Source organism: Pseudomonas sp. M5, assembly GCF_016907075.1.
In the GTDB taxonomy this organism is placed as follows: Bacteria; Pseudomonadota; Gammaproteobacteria; order Pseudomonadales; family Pseudomonadaceae; genus Aquipseudomonas; species Aquipseudomonas putida_E.
Genome location: NZ_JAFBBH010000001.1, coordinates 4,471,286 through 4,494,475 on the forward strand (window position 1 = coordinate 4,471,286; position 23,190 = coordinate 4,494,475).

The following is a 23,190-nucleotide window of genomic DNA, read 5'->3' on the forward strand; positions in this document are numbered from 1 at the left end:
TGACTGCCAGAACCTCAGAGCAGCGGGCGCAAAGTGTGGCCAAGGTGTGCTTCCACAACTACATCGAAGGCAGTGGAAAACGTGGGGCCGGCTTGCCGGCGATGGGCTGCACAGCAGCCCCATCACTCCTGAGCGAAACGCATCTCACGCGTTTGCCCCATCAACAACGGCGCATTCGCCTCCGTCACCCCACGAATGTACTCCCACAGCAAGGTAATGCGCTTCAACTTGCGCAGATCCTCCCGGCAATACATCCAGAATTGCCGCGTCACCTCGATCTGCTCAGGCAGCACCGTGACCAATCGCGCATCCTGCGCCGCCAGGAAACACGGCAAGATCGCCAACCCTCGCCCCTGCAACGCCGCCGTGTACTGTGCAATCACGCTGGTACTGCGAAGGTGCGCGCTGGCGTTGGGAATCAGGTTGGCCAGGTACAGCAGCTCTGAGCTGAACGCCAGGTCATCCACATAGCTGATGAACGGATGGCCAACCAGGTCGCTGACCTGGTTGATCGGCGCATGGTCGTCCAGGTAATCCTGGGTCGCATACAGCCGCAGCCGATAGTCGCACAGCTTGCAGCACACATAAGGCCCATGCTCGGGCCGCTCCAGGGCGATGACGATGTCCGCCTCACGTTTGGAGAGGCTTATGAAGTGCGGCAGCGGCAGGATATCCACCGATATCGCCGGGTAGGCATCGACGAAATGGCTCAGCTGCGGGGTAACGAAAAAGCTGCCGAAGCCTTCGGTACAGCCCATGCGCACATGGCCCGACAACGCCACACCTGAACCGGACACCTGTTCGCAGGCCATGTGCAGCGTGCTTTCGATCGACTCCGCGTAGCCCAGCAAGCGCTGCCCCTCGGCGGTCAGGACAAAGCCGTTGGTCCGCGACTTTTCGAACAGCAACGTGCCCAGCGCCCCCTCCAGCGAGCTGATGCGCCGCGACACCGTGGTGTAGTCCACGCTTAGGCGTTTGGCGGCGCTGCTAGCCTTGCGGGTGCGGGCCACTTCGAGGAAAAACTTCAGGTCGTCCCAGTTGAGCGCGCTCAGGGAGGTGAGATCTTTTTGCATGTTGATCCGGTTTTTTTGTGCGTTCTTGTTGGATGTTTGCACATCTATACTCGAAAAAAGCCCCATGACGCCACCTCGCGTTTGCACGGCGCTGGCGATCTCGTCCTGACAATAATTCCAAGGAGAACGCAGATGAACGCACCCCAATCCCCCGACCAGACCAAGGTCGAACAGGTCAAGCTGCTGATCGACGGCCAGTGGGTCGAGTCGAAAACCACCGAATGGCGCGACATCGTCAACCCGGCCACCCAGCAGGTGCTGGCGCGAGTGCCGTTCGCCACCGCCGAAGAAGTGGATGCCGCCGTGGCTGCTGCCGAGCGCGCCTTCAAGACCTGGCGCGACACCCCGATCGGCGCACGCATGCGCATCATGCTCAAGCTGCAGGCGTTGATCCGCGAACACAGCAAGCGCATCGCCCAGACCCTGAGCGCCGAGCAGGGCAAGACCATTGCCGATGCCGAAGGTGATATTTTCCGCGGCCTGGAAGTGGTTGAGCACGCCGCCTCCATCGGTACCCTGCAGATGGGCGAGTTCGCCGAAAACGTCGCCGGCGGTGTCGACACCTACACTCTGCGCCAACCCATCGGCGTGTGCGCCGGCATCACCCCGTTCAACTTCCCGGCGATGATCCCTTTGTGGATGTTCCCGATGGCGATCGTCTGCGGTAACACCTTCGTGCTCAAGCCGTCCGAGCAGGACCCGCTGTCGACCATGATGCTGGTCGAGCTGGCGCTGGAAGCCGGCGTGCCGGCCGGCGTGCTGAACGTGGTGCACGGCGGCAAGCAGGTAGTGGATGCGATCTGCACCCATAAGGACATCAAGGCGATTTCCTTCGTCGGTTCCACCGAAGTCGGCACACATGTGTATAACCTGGGCAGCCAGCACGGCAAGCGCGTGCAGTCGATGATGGGCGCGAAGAACCACGCCGTGGTCCTGCCCGATGCCAACCGCACCCAAACCATCAACGCCCTGGTCGGTGCCGCCTTCGGCGCCGCGGGTCAGCGCTGCATGGCCACCTCGGTGGCGGTGCTGGTGGGCAAGGCGCGTGAATGGCTGCCGGACATCAAGGAAGCGGCCAGCAAGCTCAAGGTCAACGCCGGTAGTGAGCCGGGCACCGATGTCGGCCCGGTGGTCTCCAAGCGCGCCAAGGAGCGCGTGCTGGGCCTGATCGAAAGCGGTATCAAGGAGGGCGCCAAGCTCGAACTCGACGGCCGCGACGTGAAGGTGCCGGGCTACGAGCAAGGCAACTTTGTCGGCCCGACGCTGTTCTCCGGGGTGAAGACCGACATGCAGGTTTACACCCAGGAAATTTTCGGCCCGGTACTGGTGACCCTGGAAGTCGACACCCTCGACGAGGCCATCGCCCTGGTCAATGCCAACCCGTTCGGCAACGGCACCGGCCTGTTCACCCAGAGCGGCGCGGCGGCGCGCAAGTTCCAGAGCGAAATCGACATCGGTCAGGTCGGCATCAATATCCCGATCCCGGTACCGGTGCCGTTCTTCAGCTTCACCGGTTCGCGTGGCTCCAAGCTCGGTGACCTTGGCCCGTACGGCAAGCAGGTGGTGCAGTTCTACACTCAGACCAAGACCGTTACCGCCCGCTGGTTCGATGACGACAGCGTCAATGACGGTGTGAACACCACCATCAGCCTGCGCTAAGGAGATCGCCATGCGTATCGCATTCATCGGCCTGGGCAACATGGGCGCCCCCATGGCCCGCAACCTGATCAAGGCCGGGCACCAGCTGAACCTGTTCGACCTGAACAAGACCGTACTGGCCGAGCTCGCCGAACTGGGCGGGCAGGTCAGCGCCTCGCCCAAGGAAGCGGCAGCCAACAGCGAACTGGTGATCACCATGCTGCCGGCCGCAGCCCATGTGCGCAGTGTCTACCTGAACGACGACGGCGTGCTGGCGGGCGTGCGCCCGGGCACACCGACCGTGGACTGCAGCACCATCGATCCGCAGACTGCGCGCGAGGTGTCCAAGGCCGCTGCGGCCAAAGGCGTGGACATGGGCGATGCGCCGGTTTCCGGCGGCACCGGCGGCGCGGCGGCCGGCACACTGACCTTCATGGTCGGCGCCAGCACTGAACTGTTCGCCACGCTCAAGCCGGTGCTGGAACAGATGGGCCGCAACATCGTGCACTGTGGCGAGGTCGGCACCGGGCAGATCGCCAAGATCTGCAACAACCTGCTGCTGGGCATCTCGATGATCGGCGTGTCCGAGGCCATGGCGCTAGGCAATGCGCTGGGCATCGATACCAAGGTGCTGGCGGGCATCATCAACAGCTCGACAGGGCGTTGCTGGAGTTCCGACACCTACAACCCGTGGCCGGGCATCATCGAAACCGCCCCGGCATCACGCGGCTATACCGGCGGGTTTGGCGCCGAGTTGATGCTCAAGGACCTGGGGCTGGCTACCGAGGCTGCGCGCCAGGCGCATCAGCCAGTGATTCTCGGTGCTGTGGCCCAGCAGCTCTATCAGGCAATGAGCCTGCGGGGTGAGGGTGGCAAAGATTTCTCGGCGATTGTCGAGGGGTACCGCAAGAAGAATTGACGAGCGAGGTGGACTTCATCGCGGGCCGGGCGGCCTTCCCTCTGTAACTGCGCACCAGAGGGAAGGGCACTTGCTCCGCGATTTTTTTGTCTGTTGAGGCCCTTCGCCGGGGACAACAAACAACACGTTGGATCAGGCGAAAACGAAATACTTGCGTACCGTCTCAACCACTTCCCAAGTCCCTTTCATCCCAGGTTCGATCACGAACACATCACCCGCCTTCAGGTGCTTGGGCTCCTCACCTTCCGGAGTGATGATGCAATAGCCATCGAGGAAGTGGCAGAACTCCCACTTCTCGTAGTTGACCTCGAACTTGCCCGGTGTGCAGATCCAGGTGCCCATGATCTTGCTGCCGTCGGCCGACAGGTAGGCATTGAGGTTGACGGTGTGTGGATCGCCGCCGATGCGCTTCCACTTGGTGGCGTCCACGACCGGCGTCGGGCAGGTTTCGCGCAGGACGGTAATGAAATCGGACATGGCACAACTCCTGTGACTGGCTGAATGACTCGACACCATAGGGCCATTGGCCGAGCCGCAGTTGCCTGGGCTCGACGCTCAGGTGCCTGACTGCGCTATGCGCATGCGTGTGGGGATGAGCGTTCAGGCCTTTGCCAGCCGCTCGACCAACCCGGCCGCATAGCCCGGCAACCCCGCAAAATCCCGTGCGCACAGCCGCAAGCGGCGATTCGCCCAATCCTCGCGCAGCGCCACCCAGTGCAGCGGCAACAGGCCTTCCCAGCGCTTCACTGCCGCCAGCGGCACCACGCCAACCCCGGCGCCACCCGCAACCATGCGGATCACCCCGTCAAAGCCTTCGGCGCGCACCCGTACGCGCATGCGCCTACCTTCGCGCAGGGCCTGTTCCTCCAGATACAACGCCAGGGCGCTGTTCGCACCGAGCCCGACATGCCCGTGGGCAAGGCTGTCGATGAAGCTTGGGGCAGGCTTCGAGCTGAGGGGGTGAGCCAGCGGTGTGATCAGCGCTAGCGGGTCGTCTCGAAACGGTCGGGTTTGCAGGTGCGTGCTGGGCGCAGCGGTGGAGATGATGCCCAGGTCGGCCATGCCTTGGGTGATCGACTGCACGATCCTCAGGCTCGGCATTTCCTGCACGTCGACGCTCACGCCAGGGTTGTCGGCCAGATACCCGGCCAGCAGCTCCGGCAGGTATTCGGTCAGCGCCGCCGTGTTGCACAGCAGGCGTACCTGACCCTGCTGCCCCTGAGCGTACTGGCCCAGGTCGAACTGCAGGCGTTCGACCTGCTGGCCGATCAACCGCGCATGCTGAAGCAGCGCCTGGCCAGCCGGGGTCGGTTGCACACCGCGGCGGTTGCGTTCCAGCAACGCAGTACCGAGTGAGGCTTCCATGGCGCGGATTCGCGCACTGGCAGCAGGCAGCGACAGGTGGCTGCTGCGGGCCCCGGCCGTGATGTTGCCGCACTCCAGGGTGTGCCGGAACAGCGTGAGATCAATCAGGTCGAAATGCATCAGCCTCTGTCCTGGCGAGAGTCAGGGTGAGTATATGGCAGATTTTCAGCCACTGCGGTGCACGCCATGATGGTGGTCATGAATAACCTGATCGCTTTCTATCAACATATCGGGCCGGCCTTGTCCCTGCTGGTAATCGTGACTTTCGTGCTAGCTGGCGCGGTAAAAGGCGTGATCGGCCTGGGCCTGCCGACCATTGCGATGGGGCTTTTGGGCCTGGCTATGCCTCCGGCGCAGGCTGCCGCCTTGCTGATCGTGCCATCGACCATCACCAATCTCTGGCAACTGGCGGCGGGCGGCCATCTGTCGGCGTTGCTGCGGCGTCTTGGGCCGATGCTCGCCATGATCTTCATCGGCACGCTGGTCGGCAGTGCCTGGCTGGGGATCAACAGTGGCCCATGGGCGGCGCACGCGTTGGGCGCGGCGCTGCTGGTGTATGCGGTGTATGGCTTGATCGGGCCTGGCCTGCGGCTGGCGCCGGGCAGGGAAGGGTGGCTGGGACCAGTGTGCGGGGGGGTGACCGGCATCGTGACTGCCGCCACGGGTGTATTCGTGATGCCCGCAGTGCCCTACCTGCAGAGCCTTGGCCTGAGCCGAGACGAAATGATCCAGGCATTGGGCCTGTCGTTCACCGTCTCGACCGTGGCGCTGGCCCTGGGGCTGGCCGGGCAAGACGCCCTGGGCAGCCAGGCACTGGGCGCTTCATTGCTGATGCTGGCGCCCGCGCTGCTGGGCATGCTGGCTGGCCAGTGGTTGCGGCAGCGCATCAGCGCCGAGCTGTTCAAACGGTGCTTCTTCATCGGCCTGGCCGCGCTGGGCGGCCATCTGCTGATCAACGGCTAGCGGAGGACGCACTGAGCATTTCGATCAGCTGGATATCGAAGTCGCGCTCCAGGTAGTCCATACGTTTTTCGAAGAACTCGACCATATGCGGCAGGGCCGAATGCACGTCCAACGCTGCTTTGTTGGCCCACACCTCAAAGAATACGAACAGGCTCGGGTCTTCCTTGTCGCGCAGCATGTGGTATTCGATGCAGCCAGGCTCATTGCGGCTCGGTTCAACGTAAGCACGGAACAGGGTATCGAAGGCGTCGGCCATTTCCGGACGGGTCTTTGCCTTGAGAATGAAGGCGTATTGCTCGCTCATTGATCACAACTCGTTGGTGGAGGGTGAAGCGATTCTAAGGCAATAATAAGCTTCGTATTCGTGACTTATGGTCAATTGTATTTTGCCCCGCTCACCCTGTATCCCGTGACCCTGAATCGCTAATCTGCCGGCCATTGATTCTTGACTTGAGGTCAGCATGAAAAAGATTCTCCTGCTCAATGGCGGTAAACAATTCGCCCATTCCGAAGGTCGCCTTAACCAGACTTTGCACGACGCCGCCCTTGCTCATCTCGACCGAGCCGGTTTCGACGTGCAGCAAACCTTCATCGACGCGGGCTACGACGTGCAGGCAGAGGTGGCGAAGTTCCTCTGGGCCGATGTGGTGATCTACCAGATGCCGGGCTGGTGGATGGGCGCACCCTGGACCGTGAAGAAATACATCGACGAAGTCTTCACAGCAGGCCACGGCAGCCTCTACGCCAACGACGGCCGGACTCGCTCGGATGCTTCGCAGAAGTACGGCAGCGGCGGTCTGGTGCAGGGCAAGCAGTACATGCTGTCGCTGACCTGGAACGCACCGCAGCAGGCCTTCGACGACCCGAGCGATTTCTTTGAGGGCAAAGGGGTGGATGCAGTGTATTTCCCGTTCCACAAGGCCAATGAGTTTCTTGGCATGACCGGCCTGCCGACCTATCTGGCAGTCGATGTGATGAAGCGCCCGGATGTGCCGGCTGCATTGGCAGCTTATGAGGCGCATCTGAATAAAGTGTTCGGCATGGCTCAGTAAGTGCCTTTCAATAGGGCCGCTTCGCGCCCCCTTGCATAGAGGCCGATCAGCCGCTATCAATCACGGCATATCATTGTCAGGCCAATCCTGTGAAAACCCGATCCGAAGAACTCCAGGTATTCGTCGCCGTTATCGACTGCGGTTCGATTTCCGCTGCCGCCGAGCAACTGGGGCAGACCCCTTCGGCGGTCAGCCGCACATTGTCGCGCCTGGAGGCAAAGCTGGGCACTACGCTGGTCAATCGCACCACCCGGCGCATGGACCTGACCGAAGAAGGGCGCTTCTTCCTGGAACGCTCACGGTTGGTGCTCGAGCAGATGAATGACATGGAAGAGCGCCTGTCGATGAACCGCCAGACGCCTTCCGGGCGCCTGCGCATCAACGCCGCAGCGCCGTTCATGCTGCACGCGATCTTGCCGTGGATCGGTGAATTTCGCAGCCAGTACCCCGACATCGAGTTGGAACTGAACACCGATGACCTGATCATCGACCTGCTGGAGCAGAGCACCGACGTGGCGATCCGCATCGGTGAGCTGGCCGACTCCAGCCTGCACGCGCGTTCGCTGGGGTGCAGCCCGGTGCAGGTACTGGCAAGTCCGGCGTACCTTGAGCGGCACGGTACACCGCAGCATGTCGAAGACCTGAACCATCACTGCCTGCTCGGTTTCAGCCAGCCCGAGTCACTCAACCAGTGGCCGCTGCGCCATGCCCAGGGCGACCGCTGGGCGATCCGCCCGGCGCTGATCGCCTCCAGCGGCGAGACCCTGCGCCAGTTGGCGCTGGCCGGGGAGGGTATCGTCAGCCTGTCGCACTTCATGACCCACGAGGACATCCGCGCCGGCCGCCTGCAGGTCATTCTGAGCGAGGCCAACAACGGCTACCGCCAGCCGATCCACGCTGTTTACTACCGCAACACGCAACTGGCCCTGCGCATCCAGTGCTTCCTCGACTTCATCCAGCGCAAACTGGCGATGTACGCCTGCTGAGTTGCCTGAACGCGACAAATCCTGTCCAAGGGCGGCGAAACTTCCTACATGTGATTGCACAGTCGAGACGCTTCGGCCTTACTGAGTGATCAACAAAAACAACACCAAGGAAGTGTCATGCGTATTGTCCTGTTCCAGTCCATGGCCCTCGGCGCCGCGATCTTGAGCTGTTCATCGGCCTATGCGGTAACCCTGGAGGGTGGCGCGGTGGCCGCGCCCGATCAATATGGCGCACAGGTGGCCGCCGACATCCTGAAAAAAGGTGGCAACGCGGTGGATGCGGCAGTGGCCACCGCCTTCACTTTGGCGGTGACCTACCCTGAGGCCGGCAACATCGGTGGCGGTGGTTTCATGACCCTGTTCGTCGACGGCAAGCCGTATTTCCTCGACTACCGGGAAGTGGCGCCCAAGGCCGCGACCCGTAACATGTACCTGGACGAAAAAGGTGAGGTCATCGAGAACCTCAGCCTGGTCGGCGTGCGCGCAGCCGGTGTGCCTGGCACGGTGATGGGCCTGTGGGAAGCACACGAGAAATTCGGCAAGCTGCCCTGGAGCGAGCTGCTGACCCCCGCCATCGGCTATGCGAAAAACGGCTTCAAGGTTGCCGAAAAGCAGTACCAGTACCGCAATGACGCGCAGGGCCTGTTCAAGACCGCGACCAACTTCAACGACTATTTCGGCACCATGAAGGTGGGCGAGCTGTTCAAACAGCCAGAGATGGCCCAGACCCTTGAACGTATTGCCGACAAAGGCGTGAGCGAGTTCTACCAAGGCAAGACCGCCGACCTGCTGGTGGCGCAGATGCAGGCTGACAAAGGCCTGATCACCAAAGAAGACCTCAAGGACTACAAGGCCGTCTGGCGTGAGCCCATGGCCCTGAGCTGGCGCGGCAATGTGGTCTACACCGCGCCACCGCCAAGCTCGGGCGGCGTTGCACTGGCCCAGTTGCTGGGCATCAAGGAAGACCGTGCGGCCGATTTCAAAGGCGTGGCGCACAATTCGGCGCAATACATTCACCTGCTGGCCGAGATCGAGAAGCGCGTGTTCGCCGACCGCGCCGACTACCTGGGCGACCCGGCCTTCACCAAGGTGCCGGTAGACCAGCTGATCGCCAAGGATTACCTGGCCAAGCGCGCCGCGCAGGTCAACCCCAAGGCCATTTCCGCGACCGAGGATGTCAAACCGGGCCTGGAGCCGCACCAGACCACGCACTTCTCGATCGTCGACAAACAGGGTAACGCGGTCAGCAATACCTACACCCTCAACCTCGACTACGGCAGTGGTGTGGTGGTCAAGGGCGCGGGCTTTTTGCTCAACGACGAAATGGACGACTTCAGTGCCAAGCCGGGCGCAGCCAATGCCTTTGGTGTAGTGGGCGGTGATGCCAACGCTATCGAGCCGGGCAAGCGCATGCTGTCGTCCATGAGCCCGAGCCTGATGACCCGCGATGGCAAGGTTGCACTGGTGATCGGTACACCCGGCGGCTCGCGGATCTTCACTTCGATCTTCCAGGTGATGAACAACCTGTACGACTACGGCATGCCCCTGGACAAGGCCGTGGCGGCGCAGCGTGTGCACCACCAGTTGTTGCCCAAGGACACCATCTACTTCGACAGCTACGCACCGCTGAGCGGGCCGGTAGCCGACGACCTGAAGAAGATGGGTTACGTGCTGGAGGATCAGGGCTGGGAGATGGGGGATATCCAGGCGATCCGGGTGAACGGGGCGAAGCTTGAGACGGCTTCGGATCCGCGTGGGCGCGGGGTGGGGATGGTCGTTAAATAATCGGTTGTCAGTTCTGGTGTCATGGCCGGCAAGCCGGCTCCTACTGGTATCGCGCAGCCTCGAGCCTTGCGTATCCCTGATGGAGCCGGCTTGCCGACAATGGGCCGCAAAGCGGCCCTAAAGTACGAGGTCAGACGCGGAACTGGCTGACCAGCGTCTGCAGGTGCCCACCCAGGCGCGCCAGCTCGACACTGGACGCCGCGGTCTCATCACTGGCCGCTGCGGTCTGCTCCGACACATCGCGCACATTCAGGATGCTGCGGCTGATCTCCTCAGCCACCGCGCTCTGCTGCTCGGCTGCCGCGGCAATCTGCTGGTTCATCGACTGGATGCTCGACACCGTGCTGGTGATGTTTTCCAGCGAAGTGCCGGCTTTGCGCGCCAGTTCGACACTGCTGTCGGTCAGGGTGCGGCTGCCTTGCATGGCGTTGGCCACTTGCTGGGTGCCATGTTGCAGGCCAGCCACCAATTCTTCGATCTCTTCGGTGGATTTCTGCGTACGCTGGGCCAAACCACGTACCTCGTCGGCGACCACGGCAAAGCCACGGCCAGCCTCACCGGCACGGGCGGCTTCGATGGCAGCGTTGAGCGCCAGCAGGTTGGTCTGTTCGGCTACCGACTTGATCACATCCATGACACTGCCGATTTTCTGGCTTTCCTGCTGCAGCAGGTTCATGGCTTCGGTGGAGCGGTGCACTTCCTCGGCCAGGCGTTCGATCTGGCTGATCGCTTCACCGACCACGCGATCACCTGCGCGTGCTTCGTCATCGGCGCCGGTCGCTGCGTGCGAAGCCTGCTCGGCATTGCGCGCCACTTCCTGAACGGTCGCGGCCATTTCGTGCATGGCGGTAGCGACCTGGTCGGTTTCGACCTTCTGGCTGTTTGCGCCAGCGCTGGTCTGCTCGGTGACCGCCGACAGTTCCTCAGCGGCGCTGGCGATCTGCGTGACACCGTCGCGGATGCCGGTGATGAGCTCGCGCAGGGTGGTGCCCATGCGGGCGATGCCCTGCTGCAGCACGCCGATTTCGTCGCGACGGGTAACCCGCAGGTCGTGGGTGAGGTCGCCACCAGCGATGCGCTCCACCGCTTGCAGCGTGTCATGCAGCGGGCGGGTGATCTGGCGGGTGATCAGCACCGCCGCCAGTACACCGACCAGCAGGGCCAGCAACGTGGCGATGGTCTGCAGGCTGCGCGCCTGGGCGCTCTCGGCGTCGCGGCGGTCGATCTGGATCTTGTACAGCGCGTCGCTGCGCTTGACGATATCGCCGCCCTGCACGGTCATCTCTGCACGGGCGGTGGTGATGTCGGCGACTGCATCGCGGAACTGGCGCACGGCCTCGCGGTAGGCCTGTATCGATTGCTCCAACTGCTGCACGCGCGTGGCTTCGGCAGGCAGCTGACGCTTCAGGTTGTCGATCTCGGCAAGTGCCGACTCCAGCTGGCGCAGGGCGGCCTGTTCGTTGGCCGCAGAGTTGTCGGCAATATAACCGCGCACATCCACTCGCACTTGCAGCAGTTGCTGGCGCGCCTTGCTGATCAGTTGGTATTGCGACAAGCGCACGCTATCGGCTTCGGGGCGGCCCATGACGTCCTCGCCGAGCAGATCCATGGCCGCGTCGGCCTTGGCAGCCGATACATTCATCGCGTCACGTGCAGCCAGCGAGCCTTTGTAGCCGGCACGCATCTTGTTCAGCGAAACCTCGTACTCGCTGATGGTCTGGCCCAGTTCTTTGAGCAGCTTGACGTTTTCCGGGCTCTTGAAAGTACTGACCAGGTATTCTTGCTGCTTGCTGAAGGCATCCAGCTTGGCCTGGGTGTTGGCTGCGGCAGCATCGTCGCCATTGGCGATCATGTACTGCAGGCGCGCTACGCGCAGGTCGGTCAGGTCTTTGTTGAGCTTGCCGATATCGCCCATCCAGTTGCTGCGGTCGATGAGGCTGCCCAGGCTGTTCCAGCCGGTCAGGGCCAGCAGGCCGGTGAGGACCAGCACCAGGCCGAAGCCCAGGCCGAGTTTGAGGTTGACGCTGATGTTGGCAAACCAGCTGTTCATGCACGCTCTCCAGAAATGATTTCGCTCACTTGATCAATGTTCGATCGCGAGGCGTTGTTGTTCTGGATGCCCGCTGAATCGTGCAGGGGTTATCGGCAAATGGCGGGGAAGCTGAAACGCTTTTTCAGCTCAATTGCAACACCACGCGCGGCAGCGGGCTTGCCGCGCGCAGGGACCCCTTGAAATTTCAAAGGCTTCGCGCACTGAACGTGTCGCAGCTGTTCACATCGCCCTGGGCAAACCCGGCCTTGAACCAACGCACCCGCTGCGCCGAGGTGCCGTGGGTAAAGGAGTCAGGTACCACGCGCCCCTGGCCCTTTTGCTGCAGTCGGTCATCACCGATGGCATTGGCAGCATTGAGTGCTTCCTCGACATCCCCTGGCTCCAGCCAGTTCAGGCGTTGCTGCGCCTGGTAAGCCCATACACCGGCCAGGCAGTCGGCCTGCAATTCCTGGCGCACCAGCAAGCCATTGTCACCCTCCAGGCGCTGGCCTGCACGGCGCGCGGCATCGACCTTGGCCGACACGCCAAGCAAGGTTTGCACGTGGTGGCCGATCTCGTGGGCGATCACGTAGGCCTGGGCGAAGTCGCCTGCGGCGGCGAAGCGGGTTTCCATTTCACGGAAGAACGACATGTCCAGGTACACCCGCTGGTCGGCCGGGCAGTAGAACGGCCCCACCGCCGCTGAAGCGAAGCCGCAGGCGGAATTCACCTGGCCGCTGAACAGCACCAGCTTAGGGTCGCGATACTGCTTGCCAGCCTGCGAGAACAGAGCCTTCCAGGTGTCTTCGGTGTCGCCCAGGATCGAGGCGACGAACTGGGCCTGCTCGTCGTTGGCCGCTGGGGCCTTGTTGCCCGCACCGCTTGGGGCTTGCTGCTGCTCCATCTGGCCAGTGAGCTGGCCGAGGATCTGCAGCGGGTCCTGGCCAGTGAGCCAACCGATGCCGACGATCAGCAGGATGGCCCCGAGCCCCAGGCCCTTGCCGCCGCCAAAGCGCATGCCACCACCGCCGCCGCCTTGGCCACGGGCATCGACCACATTGTCGCTACGACGGCCTTTTCGCCATTCCATGAAGTGCACTCCAGAGCCTGAAACATGAAGACAAAGGTTAGTTCACGCCAGCCAAAGGTACTAATGCATAACCATTTGGTTAAGTAACGGTCGGCGGAATTCAATATTCATCTGGGGCGACCTATCCGAAACTGCAAGTCCGCCTGCGAACCACAGGCGCTTTGATAACTCCAAGAGAGGAAAACGGCATGCCCGCCCAGGACAACAGCCGCTTCGTGATCCGTGATCGCAACTGGCACCCCAAGGCCCTGACCCCCGACTACAAGACTTCCATTGCCCGCTCGCCGCGCCAGGCATTGGTCAGCATCCCGCAGTCGATCAGCGAAACCACCGGCCCGGACTTCACCCACCTGGGCTTCGGCGCCCACGACCATGACCTGCTGCTGAACTTCAACAACGGCGGCCTGCCGATTGGTGAGCGCATCATCGTTGCTGGCCGTGTCGTCGACCAGTACGGCAAGCCAGTGCCCAATACCTTGGTAGAGATCTGGCAGGCCAACGCCGGCGGCCGTTACCGCCACAAGAACGACCGCTACCTGGCCCCGCTGGACCCGAATTTCGGTGGTGTCGGCCGCTGCCTGACCGACAGTGAAGGCTACTACAGCTTCCGCACCATCAAGCCCGGCCCATACCCATGGCGCAACGGCCCGAACGACTGGCGCCCGGCGCACATCCACGTCGCTGTCAGCGGCCCGTCGATCGCCACCAAGCTGATCACCCAGCTGTACTTCGAGGGCGACCCGCTGATCCCGATGTGCCCGATCGTCAAGTCGATCGCCAACCCAGAAGCGGTGCAGCAACTGATCGCCAAGCTCGACATGAGCAACGCCAACCCCATGGATTGCCTGGCGTACCGCTTCGACATCGTGCTGCGCGGCCAGCGCAAAACCCACTTCGAAAACTGCTGAGGACCCCGCCATGCCAATCGAACTGCTGCCGGAAACCCCCTCGCAGACCGCCGGCCCCTACGTGCACATCGGCCTGGCCCTGGAAGCGGCCGGTAACCCTACCCGTGATCAGGAAATCTGGAACCGTCTGGCTAAGCCGCAGGCACCGGGTGAACACATCCTGCTGATCGGCCAGGTGTATGACGGCAACGGCCACCTGGTGCGCGATTCATTCCTGGAACTCTGGCAAGCCGATGCCAATGGCCAGTACCAGGATGACTACAACCTGGAAAACGCCTTCAACAGCTTCGGTCGTACTGCCACCACCTTCGATGCCGGTGAGTGGACCGTGCAGACCGTCAAGCCCGGTGTGGTGAACAACGCTGCCGGTGTGCCGATGGCCCCGCACATCAACATCAGCCTGTTTGCTCGCGGCATCAACATCCACTTGCACACGCGGCTGTATTTCGATGATGAGGCCGAAGCGAACGCCAAGTGCCCGGTGCTCAACCTGATCGAGCAGCCGCAGCGCCGTGAAACCTTGATTGCCAAGCGTTGCGAGGTGGATGGCAAGACGGCGTACCGTTTCGATATCCGTGTTCAGGGGGAAGGGGAGACGGTCTTCTTCGACTTCTGAGTGTATTGGGGCTGCAAAGCAGCCCCAATTTCCGTCAATCAGCGCCGAACCAGCAATACCCCACTTTCCATGTGGTGGGTATACGGGAACTGGTCAAACAACGCACAGCGTTCGATGCGGTGCGTGTCCTGCAACTGCTCGATGTTGGCCGCCAGCGTTTCTGGATTGCACGAGATATACAGAATCCGTTCAAAACGCCGTGTCAGCTCGCAAGTATCCGGGTCCATCCCCGCACGTGGTGGGTCGACGAACACGGTCCCGAACGCATAACTCTTCAGGTCGATCCCTTCCAGCCGTCGGAACGGACGAACCTCGTTCAGCGCCTGGGTCAGCTCTTCCGCTGACAGGCGCACCAAGCGCACGTTATCCACCGCGTTCTCTTCGAGGTTGCTCAGGGCGGCGTTGACCGAGGTCTTGCTGATCTCGGTGGCCAGCACTTGGCGTACGCGGGTGGCCAGCGGCAGGGTGAAATTGCCGTTACCGCAGTACAGTTCCAGCAGGTCGTCATCGCGCTCGCCGATGGCGTCGTACGCCCAGCTCAACATCTTCTGATTAACCGCGCCATTGGGCTGGGTGAATGCGCCTTCCGGCTGGCGATAGCTGAACACCCGGCCAGCCACATCGAGTTTTTCCACGGCGTAATCACGGCCGATGACCAGCCGCTTGCCCTTGGAGCGGCCGATCAGGCTCACGCCCAGTTCTTCGGCCAACTGCCGTGCTGCCACTTCCCAGGCCTCGTCCAGCGGGCGGTGGTAGCACATCGTGACCATCGCATCGCCGGCAAGGGTGGTGAGGAACTCCACCTGGAACAGCCGATTGCTCAGTTCTTCACTGGCCTGCCAGGCAGCCTTGAGGCGCGGCATCAATGCGTTGATGCGCTCGCTGGCGATGGGGAAATCGTCGATCAGGATGGCCTTGTGCTTCTCGCCCGGGGCGAACATCGCATAGTGGCGCTGGCCATCCTCGCGCCACAGGCGGAACTCGGCACGCAAGCGGTAATGCTCGCGCGGCGAGTCGAACACAGCGGGCTGCGGCGCACCGAAGGGGGCCAGCAGCTCGCGCAGGCGGGTAACCTTGGCCTGCAGTTGCGCGTCGTAGGCGCTAGGGTCGAAGGCAGCACTCATGCGTTGAACCAGCCCAGCTTGATGACGAACAGGATGGAAAGGATCACCAGTGCCGGGTTCAGGTCGCGGCGGCGGCCGGAAATCAGCTTGACGGCGGTCCAGCAGATGAAGCCGAAGGCGATGCCGTTGGCGATCGAGTAGGTCAGCGGCATGGCCAGGGCGGTGACCACCACCGGTGCGGCCTCGGTCACGTCGTCCCAGTTTATTTCCGCCAGGCCCGAAGCCATCAGCACGGCGACGAACAGCAGCGCCGGTGCGGTGGCAAAGGCCGGTACGCTACCGGCCAGCGGGGCGAAGAACAGCGCCAGCAGGAACAGCACGGCCACCACGATGGCGGTCAGGCCGGTGCGGCCACCGGCGCTCACGCCTGCTGCCGACTCGATGTAGCTTGTGGTGGTCGAGGTGCCCAGCAGCGAACCGGCCATGGCCGCAGTGCTGTCGGCGATCAGGGCACGGCCCATCTTCGGCATGTGGCCGTCCTTGCCCATCAGGCCGGCGCGCTTGGCCACGGCGATCAGGGTGCCGGAGTTGTCGAACAGGTCGACGAACAGGAAAGCGAAGATCACGCTGACCAGGCCTACGTCGAGTGCCCCGGCGATGTCCAGCTGCAGGAAGGTCGGTGCCAGCGAAGGGGGCATCGACACGATACCGCCGAACGGCGTGACGCCCATGGCGATCGCAGCGACCGTCACGGCGAGAATGCCAATCAGCACCGCGCCGCGCACCTTGAGCGCTTCAAGGCCCACGATCAGGAAGAAGCCCAGCGTGGCAAGGATCACCGACGGCTGCTTGAGGTCGCCCATGCCCACCAGGGTGGCCGGGTTATCGACGACGATGCCGGCGTTATGCAGGGCGATGAGCGCCAGAAACAGGCCAATGCCCGCGGCAATGGCCGAGCGCAGCGGCAGCGGGATGCTGTTTACGATCCACTCGCGGATGCGGAAGATCGACAGCAGGAAGAACATCACCGCCGAGAGGAACACCGCGCCCAACGCGACCTGCCAAGTGTGCCCCATGTGCAGGACCACGGTGTAGGTGAAGAACGCGTTCAAGCCCATGCCCGGCGCCAAGGCGATGGGGTAGTTGGCGATCAGGCCCATGGTCGCCGAGCCGATGGCGGCAGCCAGGCAGGTGGCGACGAAGATCGCGCCCTTGTCCATGCCGGTTTCGCCAAGAATGCTCGGGTTGACGAACAGGATGTAGGCCATGGCCAGGAAGGTGGTGACGCCCGCAAGAATCTCGGTGCGCACGTTGGTGTTGTGTGCTCTTAGTTGAAACAGCCTTTCCAGCATGCCCGCTCCCCGAGGCGCCCCCGGCGCCGTGAATGTATCGACCCCATCAGCAAAGCACAGACCGTAACGGCTGCCGTGGTTTTGCGTGGGGAGGAAAAAAGCCGCGCATCATACCAGCATGGCTGGCAGGGGCCTATGGCCGTTCAGGCCCCCGTCAACCATTGTGCAACCGATCCCGCGTGGCCAGTGTCGGGAACAACTTTATCCACACTCCGGTCACCACCAAGGTGCCGACGCCACCCAGCACCACCGCCGGCACCGTGCCGAACCAGTGCGCCGTGACCCCCGATTCGAATTCACCGAGCTGATTGGAGGCACCGATGAACAGGCCGTTGACTGCGCTTACCCGGCCACGCATCTCATCCGGCGTCTCCAGTTGCACGAACGCACCGCGTATCACCATGCTGATCATGTCTGCTGCACCCAGCACCACCAGTACCGCCAGCGAGAACCAGAATGAGGTCGACAGGCCAAAGGCGATAGTTGCCACGCCGAACACCCCGACTGCGGTGAACATGGTGCGGCCGACCTTGCGCTCCACCGGGAAGCGCGCCAGCCAGAACGACATCAACAGCGCGCCCACCGCTGGCGCCGACCGCAACAGGCCCAGGCCCCAAGGGCCGGTGAGCAGGATATCCTTGGCGAACACTGGTAGCAGTGCGGTGGCGCCACCCAGCAGTACGGCGAACAGGTCGAGGGAAATCGCCCCGAGAATGTCTGGCCGGCTGCGGATGAAACGCACGCCTGCCAGTAGCGACTCCAGGCTGGCGCGACCGCGTTGCGGCACTTGCTGGCGCGAATCCAGGGTCAGCATAAGCAGGCAGGCAATGGCATACAGGGCCACGGTCGGGCCATACACCCAGGTACTGCCGAAGGCATACAGGAGCCCACCCACGGCCGGGGCGACGATGGTCGCCGCCTGGGTGGCCGAGGCTGAGGCCGCTACGGCCCGAGGAAACAGCCCGGGCGGCACCACATTGGGCAGCAGCGCCTGGGTGGCGGGCATTTCGAACGAGCGGGTGGCTCCGAGCAGGAAGGCGAGGGCGAAGATCAGTTCGCGGCTGACGTTGTCGGTGGCGCTGCCCAAGGCCAGCACCAGGGCGATCAACCCCTGCAGCGTCTGGCACAGGGCCGCGACCTTGCGCCGGTCATAGCGGTCGGCGACGTGCCCGGTGTGCAGCATGAACAGCACCCGCGGCGCGAATTCGACGAGGCCAACCAGGCCCAGGTCGAGCACATTGCCGGTCAATTGGTAGAGGTGCCAGCCAATAGCAACGGTAAGCATCTGAAAACCGCTGGCGGTGAACACCCGGGCCAGCCAGAAGGCAATGAAAGGGCGGTGATGGCGCAACAACTGCGGTGCGGAATCGGACATCGGAAACCTGTGGCCTCGGCGCAGTAGAGGGGGGCGGCAGATTATCATCTGTTTGTAACAAACGGTTACTGTTTGCCGTTGTCGACACGGTTTCTTCGGCTCTGGAAGGGGGTGGGGCAACCGGTCACGCGGCAAACAACCGCACCGCCTGCCGGGCCATTCGGGACTATGCTTGCTATCAATCGTTGATCTGGATCAATCGTTCCAGAAACAACGATTTGGCCAGTGGGCTGAAATCCCTGCGATCGAACAGAACAATTCCAACGTGCCGCACTCGACACTAACGCGGGGGCAGTGGGCGACGGGCCACGAGCCCGGAAGCCGGATTACCTGAAGAGGAAGCACCATGTTCGGAATAGAAGCCCTCGAGCTCGCCCGAATTCAGTTTGCCTTTACCGTGTCGTTCCACATCCTGTTCCCGGCCATCACCATTGGCCTTGCGAGTTACCTGGCGGTTCTCGAAGGCCTTTGGCTGAGGACCCATGAGCAGGTCTACCGTGACCTTTACCATTTCTGGTCGAAGATCTTCGCCGTCAACTTCGGTATGGGGGTGGTTTCCGGCCTGGTCATGGCCTACCAGTTCGGTACCAACTGGAGTCGTTTTTCCGACTTCGCCGGCGCTGTCACGGGCCCCCTGCTCACTTATGAGGTGCTGACCGCGTTCTTCCTCGAGGCGGGCTTCCTCGGCGTCATGCTGTTTGGCTGGAACCGCGTGGGCCGCGGCCTGCATTTCTTCTCCACCGTGATGGTGGCATTGGGTACGCTGGTGTCGACCTTCTGGATCCTGGCGTCCAACAGCTGGATGCAGACCCCGCAAGGCCACGAGATCATCGACGGTCGGGTCGTCCCGGTGGACTGGCTGGCGATCATCTTCAACCCGTCGTTCCCCTACCGCCTGATGCACATGGCCACCGCCGCGTTCGTTGCCACCGCCTTCTTCGTTGGCGCCTCGGCGGCCTGGCACCTGCTGCGCGGGCGCGATAACCCGGCGGTGCGCAAGATGCTGTCGATGGCCATGTGGATGGCGCTGATCGTCGCCCCCATCCAGGCTGTGATCGGTGATTTCCACGGGCTTAACACCCTCAAGCATCAGCCGGTGAAAATTGCCGCAATCGAAGGCCACTGGGAGAACGTTCCTGGCGAGCCGACCCCGCTGATCCTGTTCGGCATCCCGGACATGGAAGCCGAAACCACCCGCTTCAAGGTTGAAATCCCGGCGCTCGGTAGCCTGATCCTTACCCACAGCCTGGATAAACAAGTGCCTGCGATGAAGGAGTTTCCGCCCGAGGACCGTCCCAATTCGACCATTGTCTTCTGGTCGTTCCGGGTCATGGTCGGGCTTGGTTTCCTGATGATCTTCGTTGGCCTGTGGAGCCTCTGGCTGCGCAAACGCGGCACCCTCTACACTTCACGCCCGTTCCTGTACCTGACACTGTGGATGGGCCCATCGGGCCTGATCGCCATTCTTGCCGGCTGGTTCACCACCGAGATCGGCCGCCAGCCGTGGGTGGTGTACGGCCTGATGCGTACCTCGGAGGGTGTCTCCAACCATAGCTACGCCCAGCTGGGCTTTACCCTGATTGCATTCGTGGTGGTGTACTTCGCGCTGTTCGGCACTGGCCTGGGCTACATGATGCGCCTTGTGCGCAAAGGGCCGAAAACGGGCGAGGGCGACGAGCACACCCCTGGCGGTCCCGGCCAGAAACGCACGCCGGCACGGCCGCTTTCCGCCGCCGATGAAGGCCGCAAGGCCACTGCCCCCAGCCTGAGCAAGGAGAACTGAGCCATGGGTATCGATCTTCCGCTGATCTGGGCCGTGATCATCATCTTCGGTGTCATGATGTACGTGGTGATGGACGGGTTCGATCTGGGCATCGGCATGCTCTTCCCGTTCGTCAAGGCTGAGCAGGACCGGGATGTGATGATGAACACCGTCGCCCCCGTATGGGACGGTAACGAAACCTGGCTGGTCCTGGGCGGCGCCGGTTTGTTCGGGGCCTTCCCGATGGCCTATTCGGTGGTGCTCGAAGCGCTTTATCTGCCGCTGATCCTCATGCTGATCGGCCTGATCTTCCGCGGAGTGGCCTTCGAGTTCCGTTTCAAGGCCAAGGATGACAAGCGCCACATCTGGGACAAGGCGTTCATCGGCGGTTCACTGGTGGCGACTTTCTTCCAGGGGGTCGCGCTGGGGGCATTCATCGAGGGCTTCAAGGTAGTGGACCGGCATTACGCCGGCGGCACGCTAGACTGGCTGACCCCGTTCAGCCTGTTCAGTGGCCTGGGCCTGATCGTCGCGTACACTTTGCTCGGGTGCACCTGGCTGATCATGAAGACCGAGGGGCCTCTGCAAGCGCAGATGCACAAGCTCGGCCGGCCGCTGGCCCTGGTGTTGCTGGTGGTGATCGGCATCGTCAGCCTGTGGACGCCGATCGCTTACCCACAGATTGCCGATCGCTGGTTCAGCATGCCCAACCTGATCTGGTTCATGCCGGTACCGCTTCTCGTGCTGGTAACGTTCTACGGTTTGTTCAAGGCAGTGGCGCGCAGTGCCAACTACACCCCGTTTTTGCTGACGTTGGTGCTGATCTTCCTTGGCTACAGCGGCCTGGGCATCAGCCTCTGGCCGTATATCATCCCGCCGTCGATCTCGATCTGGGATGCAGCTGCGCCGCCACAGAGCCAGGGCTTCATGCTGGTCGGCACATTGTTCATCCTGCCATTCATCCTGGGGTATACCTTCTGGAGCTATTACGTGTTCCGCGGCAAGGTCACCCACGAAGACGGCTATCACTAGGAGGCCCATCATGGCTGGCAAACATGGCCTTGAAGAGAAGAAACCCCTGTGGCAACGCCTGGGCTGGTTGTTGCTGATCTGGGCTTTGAGCGTGGCCGCCCTGGGCGTGGCGGCCTATGTGATGCGGCTGTTCATGAGCGCGGCGGGGCTGACCACGCATTGAGGGCCGTGGGGCTGCACTGAGCAGCCCCCGCTTCACTTGCGGGCTTTGAGGATCACGAACTTCGGTGTCGCGGCCACCTGTTCAACTCCCCGGAACAGGCGCGCCAGCTTGCTGTGATAGCCCAAGTGGCGATTACCGACGATATACAACGCACCGCCGACCACCAATGCCTCACGCGCCTGCTGGAACATGCGCCAGGCAAGGAAGTCGCCCACCACCTGCTGTTGATGGAACGGCGGGTTGCACAGCACCACATCCAGCGACTGCTTTTCCACCCCCGCCAGGCCATCGCCTGCCACTACCGTCACCGCGCGATCGCCCAGCGCAGCCTGCCAGTTTTCCTGCGCCGACTGCACCGCCATGTACGATTCATCCACCAGTGTGTAGTGCGCCTGGGGGTTGGCCAGCGCGCTGGCGATGGCCAGCACGCCGTTGCCGCAACCCAGGTCGGCGACACGTGCATTGCCCAAGTCGTGTGGCAGGTGTGGGAGGAAGGCCCGCGTGCCGATGTCCAGGCCGTCGCGGCAGAATACGTTGGCATGGTTGAGCAGTTCGAGCGCAGGTGAGTCGAGGCGGTAGCGGGTCGGGTACGGGGAGCTGGCGGCAGGGCGCTGGGCGAAGGTGGCCGTCAGCAGGCGCGCTTTTTTTTGCGCCAGCGAAGCCTGTACCGGGCCGATGTACTTCTCCAGCAGATCACCCGCAGCCCGTGGCAAGTGTTTGATCATGGCCGCAGCGATGACCTGTGCGCCGGGCGCCAGGTGGCCTTGCAACCTGATCAGTTGCTCTTCGAGCAGTGCAAGTGTTTTCGGCACGCGCACCAGTACGCGATCGAAGTGCCCCTGCCAATGCTCGCTGGCGGGCACGAAAGGTACGCTGTCGAATGCCTTGCCGTTACGCGCGAGGTTTTTTTCCAGGGCCATGTGGGCCAGGTGCGAGTCACCGCTGCTGACCACCGGCACGTGGTCGACCAGGCTGGCGGCCAGCGCGCCGAAGCTGTCATTGAGTACCAGCACCCTGCTCCCGGCCGCCAGTTGCTGAGCGTGCAACTGCTCGAGCAGGTATTCATCGGCGGCGTCAAAGGCCTGCAACGGGTCGTTGGCCTGGTCCGGCTGGCGGATCAGGTCGAGTTCGGCGTAGGGTGTGATCAACAGGGGCATGGCATCAGGCTCGGGCACGGGTCGCCCGTCACAGATCGTCACGGGCTTCGGTACGCGATTCTACAGGGCTTTGCCTCTGGTCGCAGGCCGGGTTATTGATCGATCAGGCCTCGCATCACGGCAATGGCGACGGCGCCTGCCTTGTTGGAAGCATTGGTCTTGGTAATCACGCTGCGGATATGGAAGTTCACTGTGCTTTGCGACAGTGACAGAATGCAGGCGACGTCGGCGGCGGTCTTGCCGGCGGCCGACCATTTCAGCACCTCGAGTTCCCGATCGCTCATCTTCAGCGGCGAACTCAACTTGGCCAGGTGATGCTCACAAATGGTGTCGTGCAGCGTATGGCACAGCCATTGTACTTGGCCGGCCTTGTCGTACAGCTCGTGGGTGTCGATCTTGCCACAGGGCCGTGCCACGCTGACTTGGGTCTCGTTGTGCCTGAGGTCATGCAGCGATTGTGTCCAGCCGTGGCGCAGGCCATGTTTGCAGGCCTGCTCACGAAAATCCGGCGCTTCGCGATACAACTCATCGGTCCACAGTACCGGCCCGGTCGACGTGTGACTCAATGCTGCTGCCGAGTCCTGCTTGTAGAACTCGTCGCGTTGATAACGCTCGATCCAGGCAAGCGGGTAGTTACTGTACAGGTAGAGCCTGGGTGCCTGGGCTGCAAGCTGAATGCGAAGCTTGAGCCCCATGAACTCCATGCCCAGGTCCTGTGCCAGGTGAACCGCGAGGTCGAACACCTTTTGCGGGGTACTTTCGTTGACCAAGCGGTCTAAATGCTCGTGATTCCAGTGAGGCATCAACCCTCTCCCTTGCGTCCAGAGGACCCAATCCGTTTGCATACCGGTGGGATTG

Annotated in this window: 22 protein-coding genes; 11 read left to right on the plus strand and 11 right to left on the minus strand. The window is 62.5% G+C overall.

Translation table 11 applies throughout. From position 1 onward, the window contains the following. Positions 1-122 precede the first annotated feature (122 nt). Entirely contained in the window at positions 123-1,073 is a 951-nt protein-coding gene (locus tag JOE27_RS20310) for a LysR family transcriptional regulator (protein WP_204919662.1), read from the minus strand. A 132-nt stretch (positions 1,074-1,205) separates the two neighbouring features. Here JOE27_RS20310 and JOE27_RS20315 point away from each other — a divergent pair, with 132 nt between their 5' ends. Next, the gene (locus tag JOE27_RS20315; RefSeq protein ID WP_204919664.1) at positions 1,206-2,732 is read left to right on the plus strand and encodes a CoA-acylating methylmalonate-semialdehyde dehydrogenase; all 1,527 of its coding nucleotides are present in this window, start codon (positions 1,206-1,208) and stop codon (positions 2,730-2,732) included. Between the two features lie 10 nt (positions 2,733-2,742). Beyond that, positions 2,743-3,630 carry a 3-hydroxyisobutyrate dehydrogenase gene (mmsB, locus tag JOE27_RS20320; protein WP_046784696.1) on the plus strand — a complete coding sequence of 296 codons (888 nt, stop codon included), beginning with the start codon at positions 2,743-2,745 and terminating at the stop codon, positions 3,628-3,630. Between the two features lie 132 nt (positions 3,631-3,762). Here mmsB and JOE27_RS20325 read toward each other — a convergent pair whose 3' ends face one another. Both JOE27_RS20325 and JOE27_RS20330 read right to left on the minus strand, forming a co-directional pair. Further along, positions 3,763-4,107, minus strand: a complete 345-nt coding sequence (locus JOE27_RS20325; RefSeq protein WP_003258412.1) for a cupin domain-containing protein — start codon at positions 4,105-4,107, stop codon at positions 3,763-3,765. A gap of 123 nt (positions 4,108-4,230) precedes the next feature. Next, positions 4,231-5,115, minus strand: a complete 885-nt coding sequence (locus tag JOE27_RS20330) for a LysR family transcriptional regulator (RefSeq protein WP_119688267.1) — start codon at positions 5,113-5,115, stop codon at positions 4,231-4,233. Between the two features lie 78 nt (positions 5,116-5,193). On the opposite strand from JOE27_RS20330, the gene JOE27_RS20335 reads away from it, so the two are divergent. Beyond that, positions 5,194-5,958: a sulfite exporter TauE/SafE family protein gene (locus JOE27_RS20335; RefSeq protein ID WP_204919666.1), complete on the plus strand. Its 765-nt coding sequence runs from the start codon at positions 5,194-5,196 to the stop codon at positions 5,956-5,958. Here the strand turns inward: JOE27_RS20335 and JOE27_RS20340 are convergent. Next, a complete protein-coding gene (locus tag JOE27_RS20340; protein WP_046784702.1) occupies positions 5,948-6,262 on the minus strand; it encodes a putative quinol monooxygenase in 315 nt (104 codons plus the stop codon). The two genes, JOE27_RS20335 and JOE27_RS20340, sit on opposite strands and share 11 nt — an antisense overlap. 157 nt (positions 6,263-6,419) lie before the next feature. Between JOE27_RS20340 and JOE27_RS20345 the strand changes: the two genes are divergently transcribed. The 3 genes from JOE27_RS20345 (at position 6,420) to ggt (ending at position 9,781) form a co-directional block, all read left to right on the plus strand. Then, complete coding sequence (locus JOE27_RS20345; RefSeq protein WP_046784703.1) at positions 6,420-7,010, plus strand: NAD(P)H-dependent oxidoreductase; 591 nt, start codon at positions 6,420-6,422, stop codon at positions 7,008-7,010. Between the two features lie 89 nt (positions 7,011-7,099). Then, entirely contained in the window at positions 7,100-7,996 is an 897-nt protein-coding gene (locus tag JOE27_RS20350) for a LysR family transcriptional regulator (protein WP_115273567.1), read from the plus strand. A 117-nt stretch (positions 7,997-8,113) separates the two neighbouring features. Next, the gene (gene ggt / locus JOE27_RS20355) at positions 8,114-9,781 is read left to right on the plus strand and encodes a gamma-glutamyltransferase (protein WP_119688268.1); all 1,668 of its coding nucleotides are present in this window, start codon (positions 8,114-8,116) and stop codon (positions 9,779-9,781) included. A 130-nt stretch (positions 9,782-9,911) separates the two neighbouring features. Here ggt and JOE27_RS20360 read toward each other — a convergent pair whose 3' ends face one another. After that, positions 9,912-11,831 (minus strand): methyl-accepting chemotaxis protein, encoded by a 1,920-nt coding sequence (locus JOE27_RS20360; protein WP_119688269.1) that lies wholly within the window; start codon positions 11,829-11,831, stop codon positions 9,912-9,914. A 187-nt stretch (positions 11,832-12,018) separates the two neighbouring features. Further along, on the minus strand, positions 12,019-12,903 hold the full coding sequence (locus JOE27_RS20365) for a neutral zinc metallopeptidase (protein ID WP_046784707.1): 885 nt from the start codon (positions 12,901-12,903) through the stop codon (positions 12,019-12,021). Positions 12,904-13,091: 188 nt separating this feature from the next. On the opposite strand from JOE27_RS20365, the gene pcaH reads away from it, so the two are divergent. Beyond that, entirely contained in the window at positions 13,092-13,811 is a 720-nt protein-coding gene (gene pcaH / locus JOE27_RS20370; RefSeq protein ID WP_046784708.1) for a protocatechuate 3,4-dioxygenase subunit beta, read from the plus strand. A 10-nt stretch (positions 13,812-13,821) separates the two neighbouring features. Beyond that, entirely contained in the window at positions 13,822-14,427 is a 606-nt protein-coding gene (pcaG, locus tag JOE27_RS20375; protein ID WP_046784709.1) for a protocatechuate 3,4-dioxygenase subunit alpha, read from the plus strand. 38 nt (positions 14,428-14,465) lie between these two features. Here pcaG and trmA read toward each other — a convergent pair whose 3' ends face one another. From trmA to JOE27_RS20390, 3 genes are all read right to left on the minus strand, one after another. Continuing rightward, positions 14,466-15,551, minus strand: a complete 1,086-nt coding sequence (gene trmA / locus JOE27_RS20380; RefSeq protein ID WP_125923831.1) for a tRNA (uridine(54)-C5)-methyltransferase TrmA — start codon at positions 15,549-15,551, stop codon at positions 14,466-14,468. Then, complete coding sequence (locus tag JOE27_RS20385) at positions 15,548-16,843, minus strand: NCS2 family permease (protein WP_046784711.1); 1,296 nt, start codon at positions 16,841-16,843, stop codon at positions 15,548-15,550. The genes trmA and JOE27_RS20385 overlap by 4 nt, the downstream gene beginning before the upstream one ends. 154 nt (positions 16,844-16,997) lie before the next feature. Further along, positions 16,998-18,218, minus strand: a complete 1,221-nt coding sequence (locus JOE27_RS20390) for an MFS transporter (RefSeq protein ID WP_125923832.1) — start codon at positions 18,216-18,218, stop codon at positions 16,998-17,000. A 346-nt stretch (positions 18,219-18,564) separates the two neighbouring features. On the opposite strand from JOE27_RS20390, the gene JOE27_RS20395 reads away from it, so the two are divergent. The 3 genes from JOE27_RS20395 to JOE27_RS20405 are packed head-to-tail and all read left to right on the plus strand — an operon-like array spanning position 18,565 to position 21,175. After that, a complete protein-coding gene (locus JOE27_RS20395) occupies positions 18,565-20,001 on the plus strand; it encodes a cytochrome ubiquinol oxidase subunit I (protein WP_046784713.1) in 1,437 nt (478 codons plus the stop codon). A 3-nt stretch (positions 20,002-20,004) separates the two neighbouring features. After that, positions 20,005-21,012: a cytochrome d ubiquinol oxidase subunit II gene (cydB, locus tag JOE27_RS20400; protein ID WP_012312717.1), complete on the plus strand. Its 1,008-nt coding sequence runs from the start codon at positions 20,005-20,007 to the stop codon at positions 21,010-21,012. 7 nt (positions 21,013-21,019) lie between these two features. Continuing rightward, the gene (locus JOE27_RS20405; protein ID WP_080765861.1) at positions 21,020-21,175 is read left to right on the plus strand and encodes a DUF2474 domain-containing protein; all 156 of its coding nucleotides are present in this window, start codon (positions 21,020-21,022) and stop codon (positions 21,173-21,175) included. A gap of 32 nt (positions 21,176-21,207) precedes the next feature. Here JOE27_RS20405 and JOE27_RS20410 read toward each other — a convergent pair whose 3' ends face one another. Both JOE27_RS20410 and JOE27_RS20415 read right to left on the minus strand, forming a co-directional pair. Further along, entirely contained in the window at positions 21,208-22,332 is a 1,125-nt protein-coding gene (locus tag JOE27_RS20410; RefSeq protein WP_046784714.1) for a methyltransferase, read from the minus strand. Between the two features lie 92 nt (positions 22,333-22,424). Further along, positions 22,425-23,135, minus strand: a complete 711-nt coding sequence (locus JOE27_RS20415) for an autoinducer binding domain-containing protein (protein ID WP_046784715.1) — start codon at positions 23,133-23,135, stop codon at positions 22,425-22,427. Positions 23,136-23,190 lie beyond the last annotated feature (55 nt).

Coding starts and splice junctions, on each gene's coding strand:
- JOE27_RS20325 (WP_003258412.1), bottom strand. CDS start 4,107: ATGTCCGATTTCATTACCGTCCTGCGCGAAACCTGCCCGACGCCGGTC.
- pcaH (WP_046784708.1), top strand. CDS start 13,092: ATGCCCGCCCAGGACAACAGCCGCTTCGTGATCCGTGATCGCAACTGG.
- JOE27_RS20340 (WP_046784702.1), bottom strand. CDS start 6,262: ATGAGCGAGCAATACGCCTTCATTCTCAAGGCAAAGACCCGTCCGGAA.
- JOE27_RS20410 (WP_046784714.1), bottom strand. CDS start 22,332: ATGCCCCTGTTGATCACACCCTACGCCGAACTCGACCTGATCCGCCAG.
- JOE27_RS20345 (WP_046784703.1), top strand. CDS start 6,420: ATGAAAAAGATTCTCCTGCTCAATGGCGGTAAACAATTCGCCCATTCC.
- JOE27_RS20415 (WP_046784715.1), bottom strand. CDS start 23,135: ATGCCTCACTGGAATCACGAGCATTTAGACCGCTTGGTCAACGAAAGT.
- cydB (WP_012312717.1), top strand. CDS start 20,005: ATGGGTATCGATCTTCCGCTGATCTGGGCCGTGATCATCATCTTCGGT.
- JOE27_RS20310 (WP_204919662.1), bottom strand. CDS start 1,073: ATGCAAAAAGATCTCACCTCCCTGAGCGCGCTCAACTGGGACGACCTG.
- JOE27_RS20395 (WP_046784713.1), top strand. CDS start 18,565: ATGTTCGGAATAGAAGCCCTCGAGCTCGCCCGAATTCAGTTTGCCTTT.
- JOE27_RS20390 (WP_125923832.1), bottom strand. CDS start 18,218: ATGTCCGATTCCGCACCGCAGTTGTTGCGCCATCACCGCCCTTTCATT.
- JOE27_RS20330 (WP_119688267.1), bottom strand. CDS start 5,115: ATGCATTTCGACCTGATTGATCTCACGCTGTTCCGGCACACCCTGGAG.
- JOE27_RS20365 (WP_046784707.1), bottom strand. CDS start 12,903: ATGGAATGGCGAAAAGGCCGTCGTAGCGACAATGTGGTCGATGCCCGT.
- JOE27_RS20385 (WP_046784711.1), bottom strand. CDS start 16,843: ATGCTGGAAAGGCTGTTTCAACTAAGAGCACACAACACCAACGTGCGC.
- mmsB (WP_046784696.1), top strand. CDS start 2,743: ATGCGTATCGCATTCATCGGCCTGGGCAACATGGGCGCCCCCATGGCC.
- trmA (WP_125923831.1), bottom strand. CDS start 15,551: ATGAGTGCTGCCTTCGACCCTAGCGCCTACGACGCGCAACTGCAGGCC.
- pcaG (WP_046784709.1), top strand. CDS start 13,822: ATGCCAATCGAACTGCTGCCGGAAACCCCCTCGCAGACCGCCGGCCCC.
- JOE27_RS20360 (WP_119688269.1), bottom strand. CDS start 11,831: ATGAACAGCTGGTTTGCCAACATCAGCGTCAACCTCAAACTCGGCCTG.
- JOE27_RS20335 (WP_204919666.1), top strand. CDS start 5,194: ATGAATAACCTGATCGCTTTCTATCAACATATCGGGCCGGCCTTGTCC.
- ggt (WP_119688268.1), top strand. CDS start 8,114: ATGCGTATTGTCCTGTTCCAGTCCATGGCCCTCGGCGCCGCGATCTTG.
- JOE27_RS20315 (WP_204919664.1), top strand. CDS start 1,206: ATGAACGCACCCCAATCCCCCGACCAGACCAAGGTCGAACAGGTCAAG.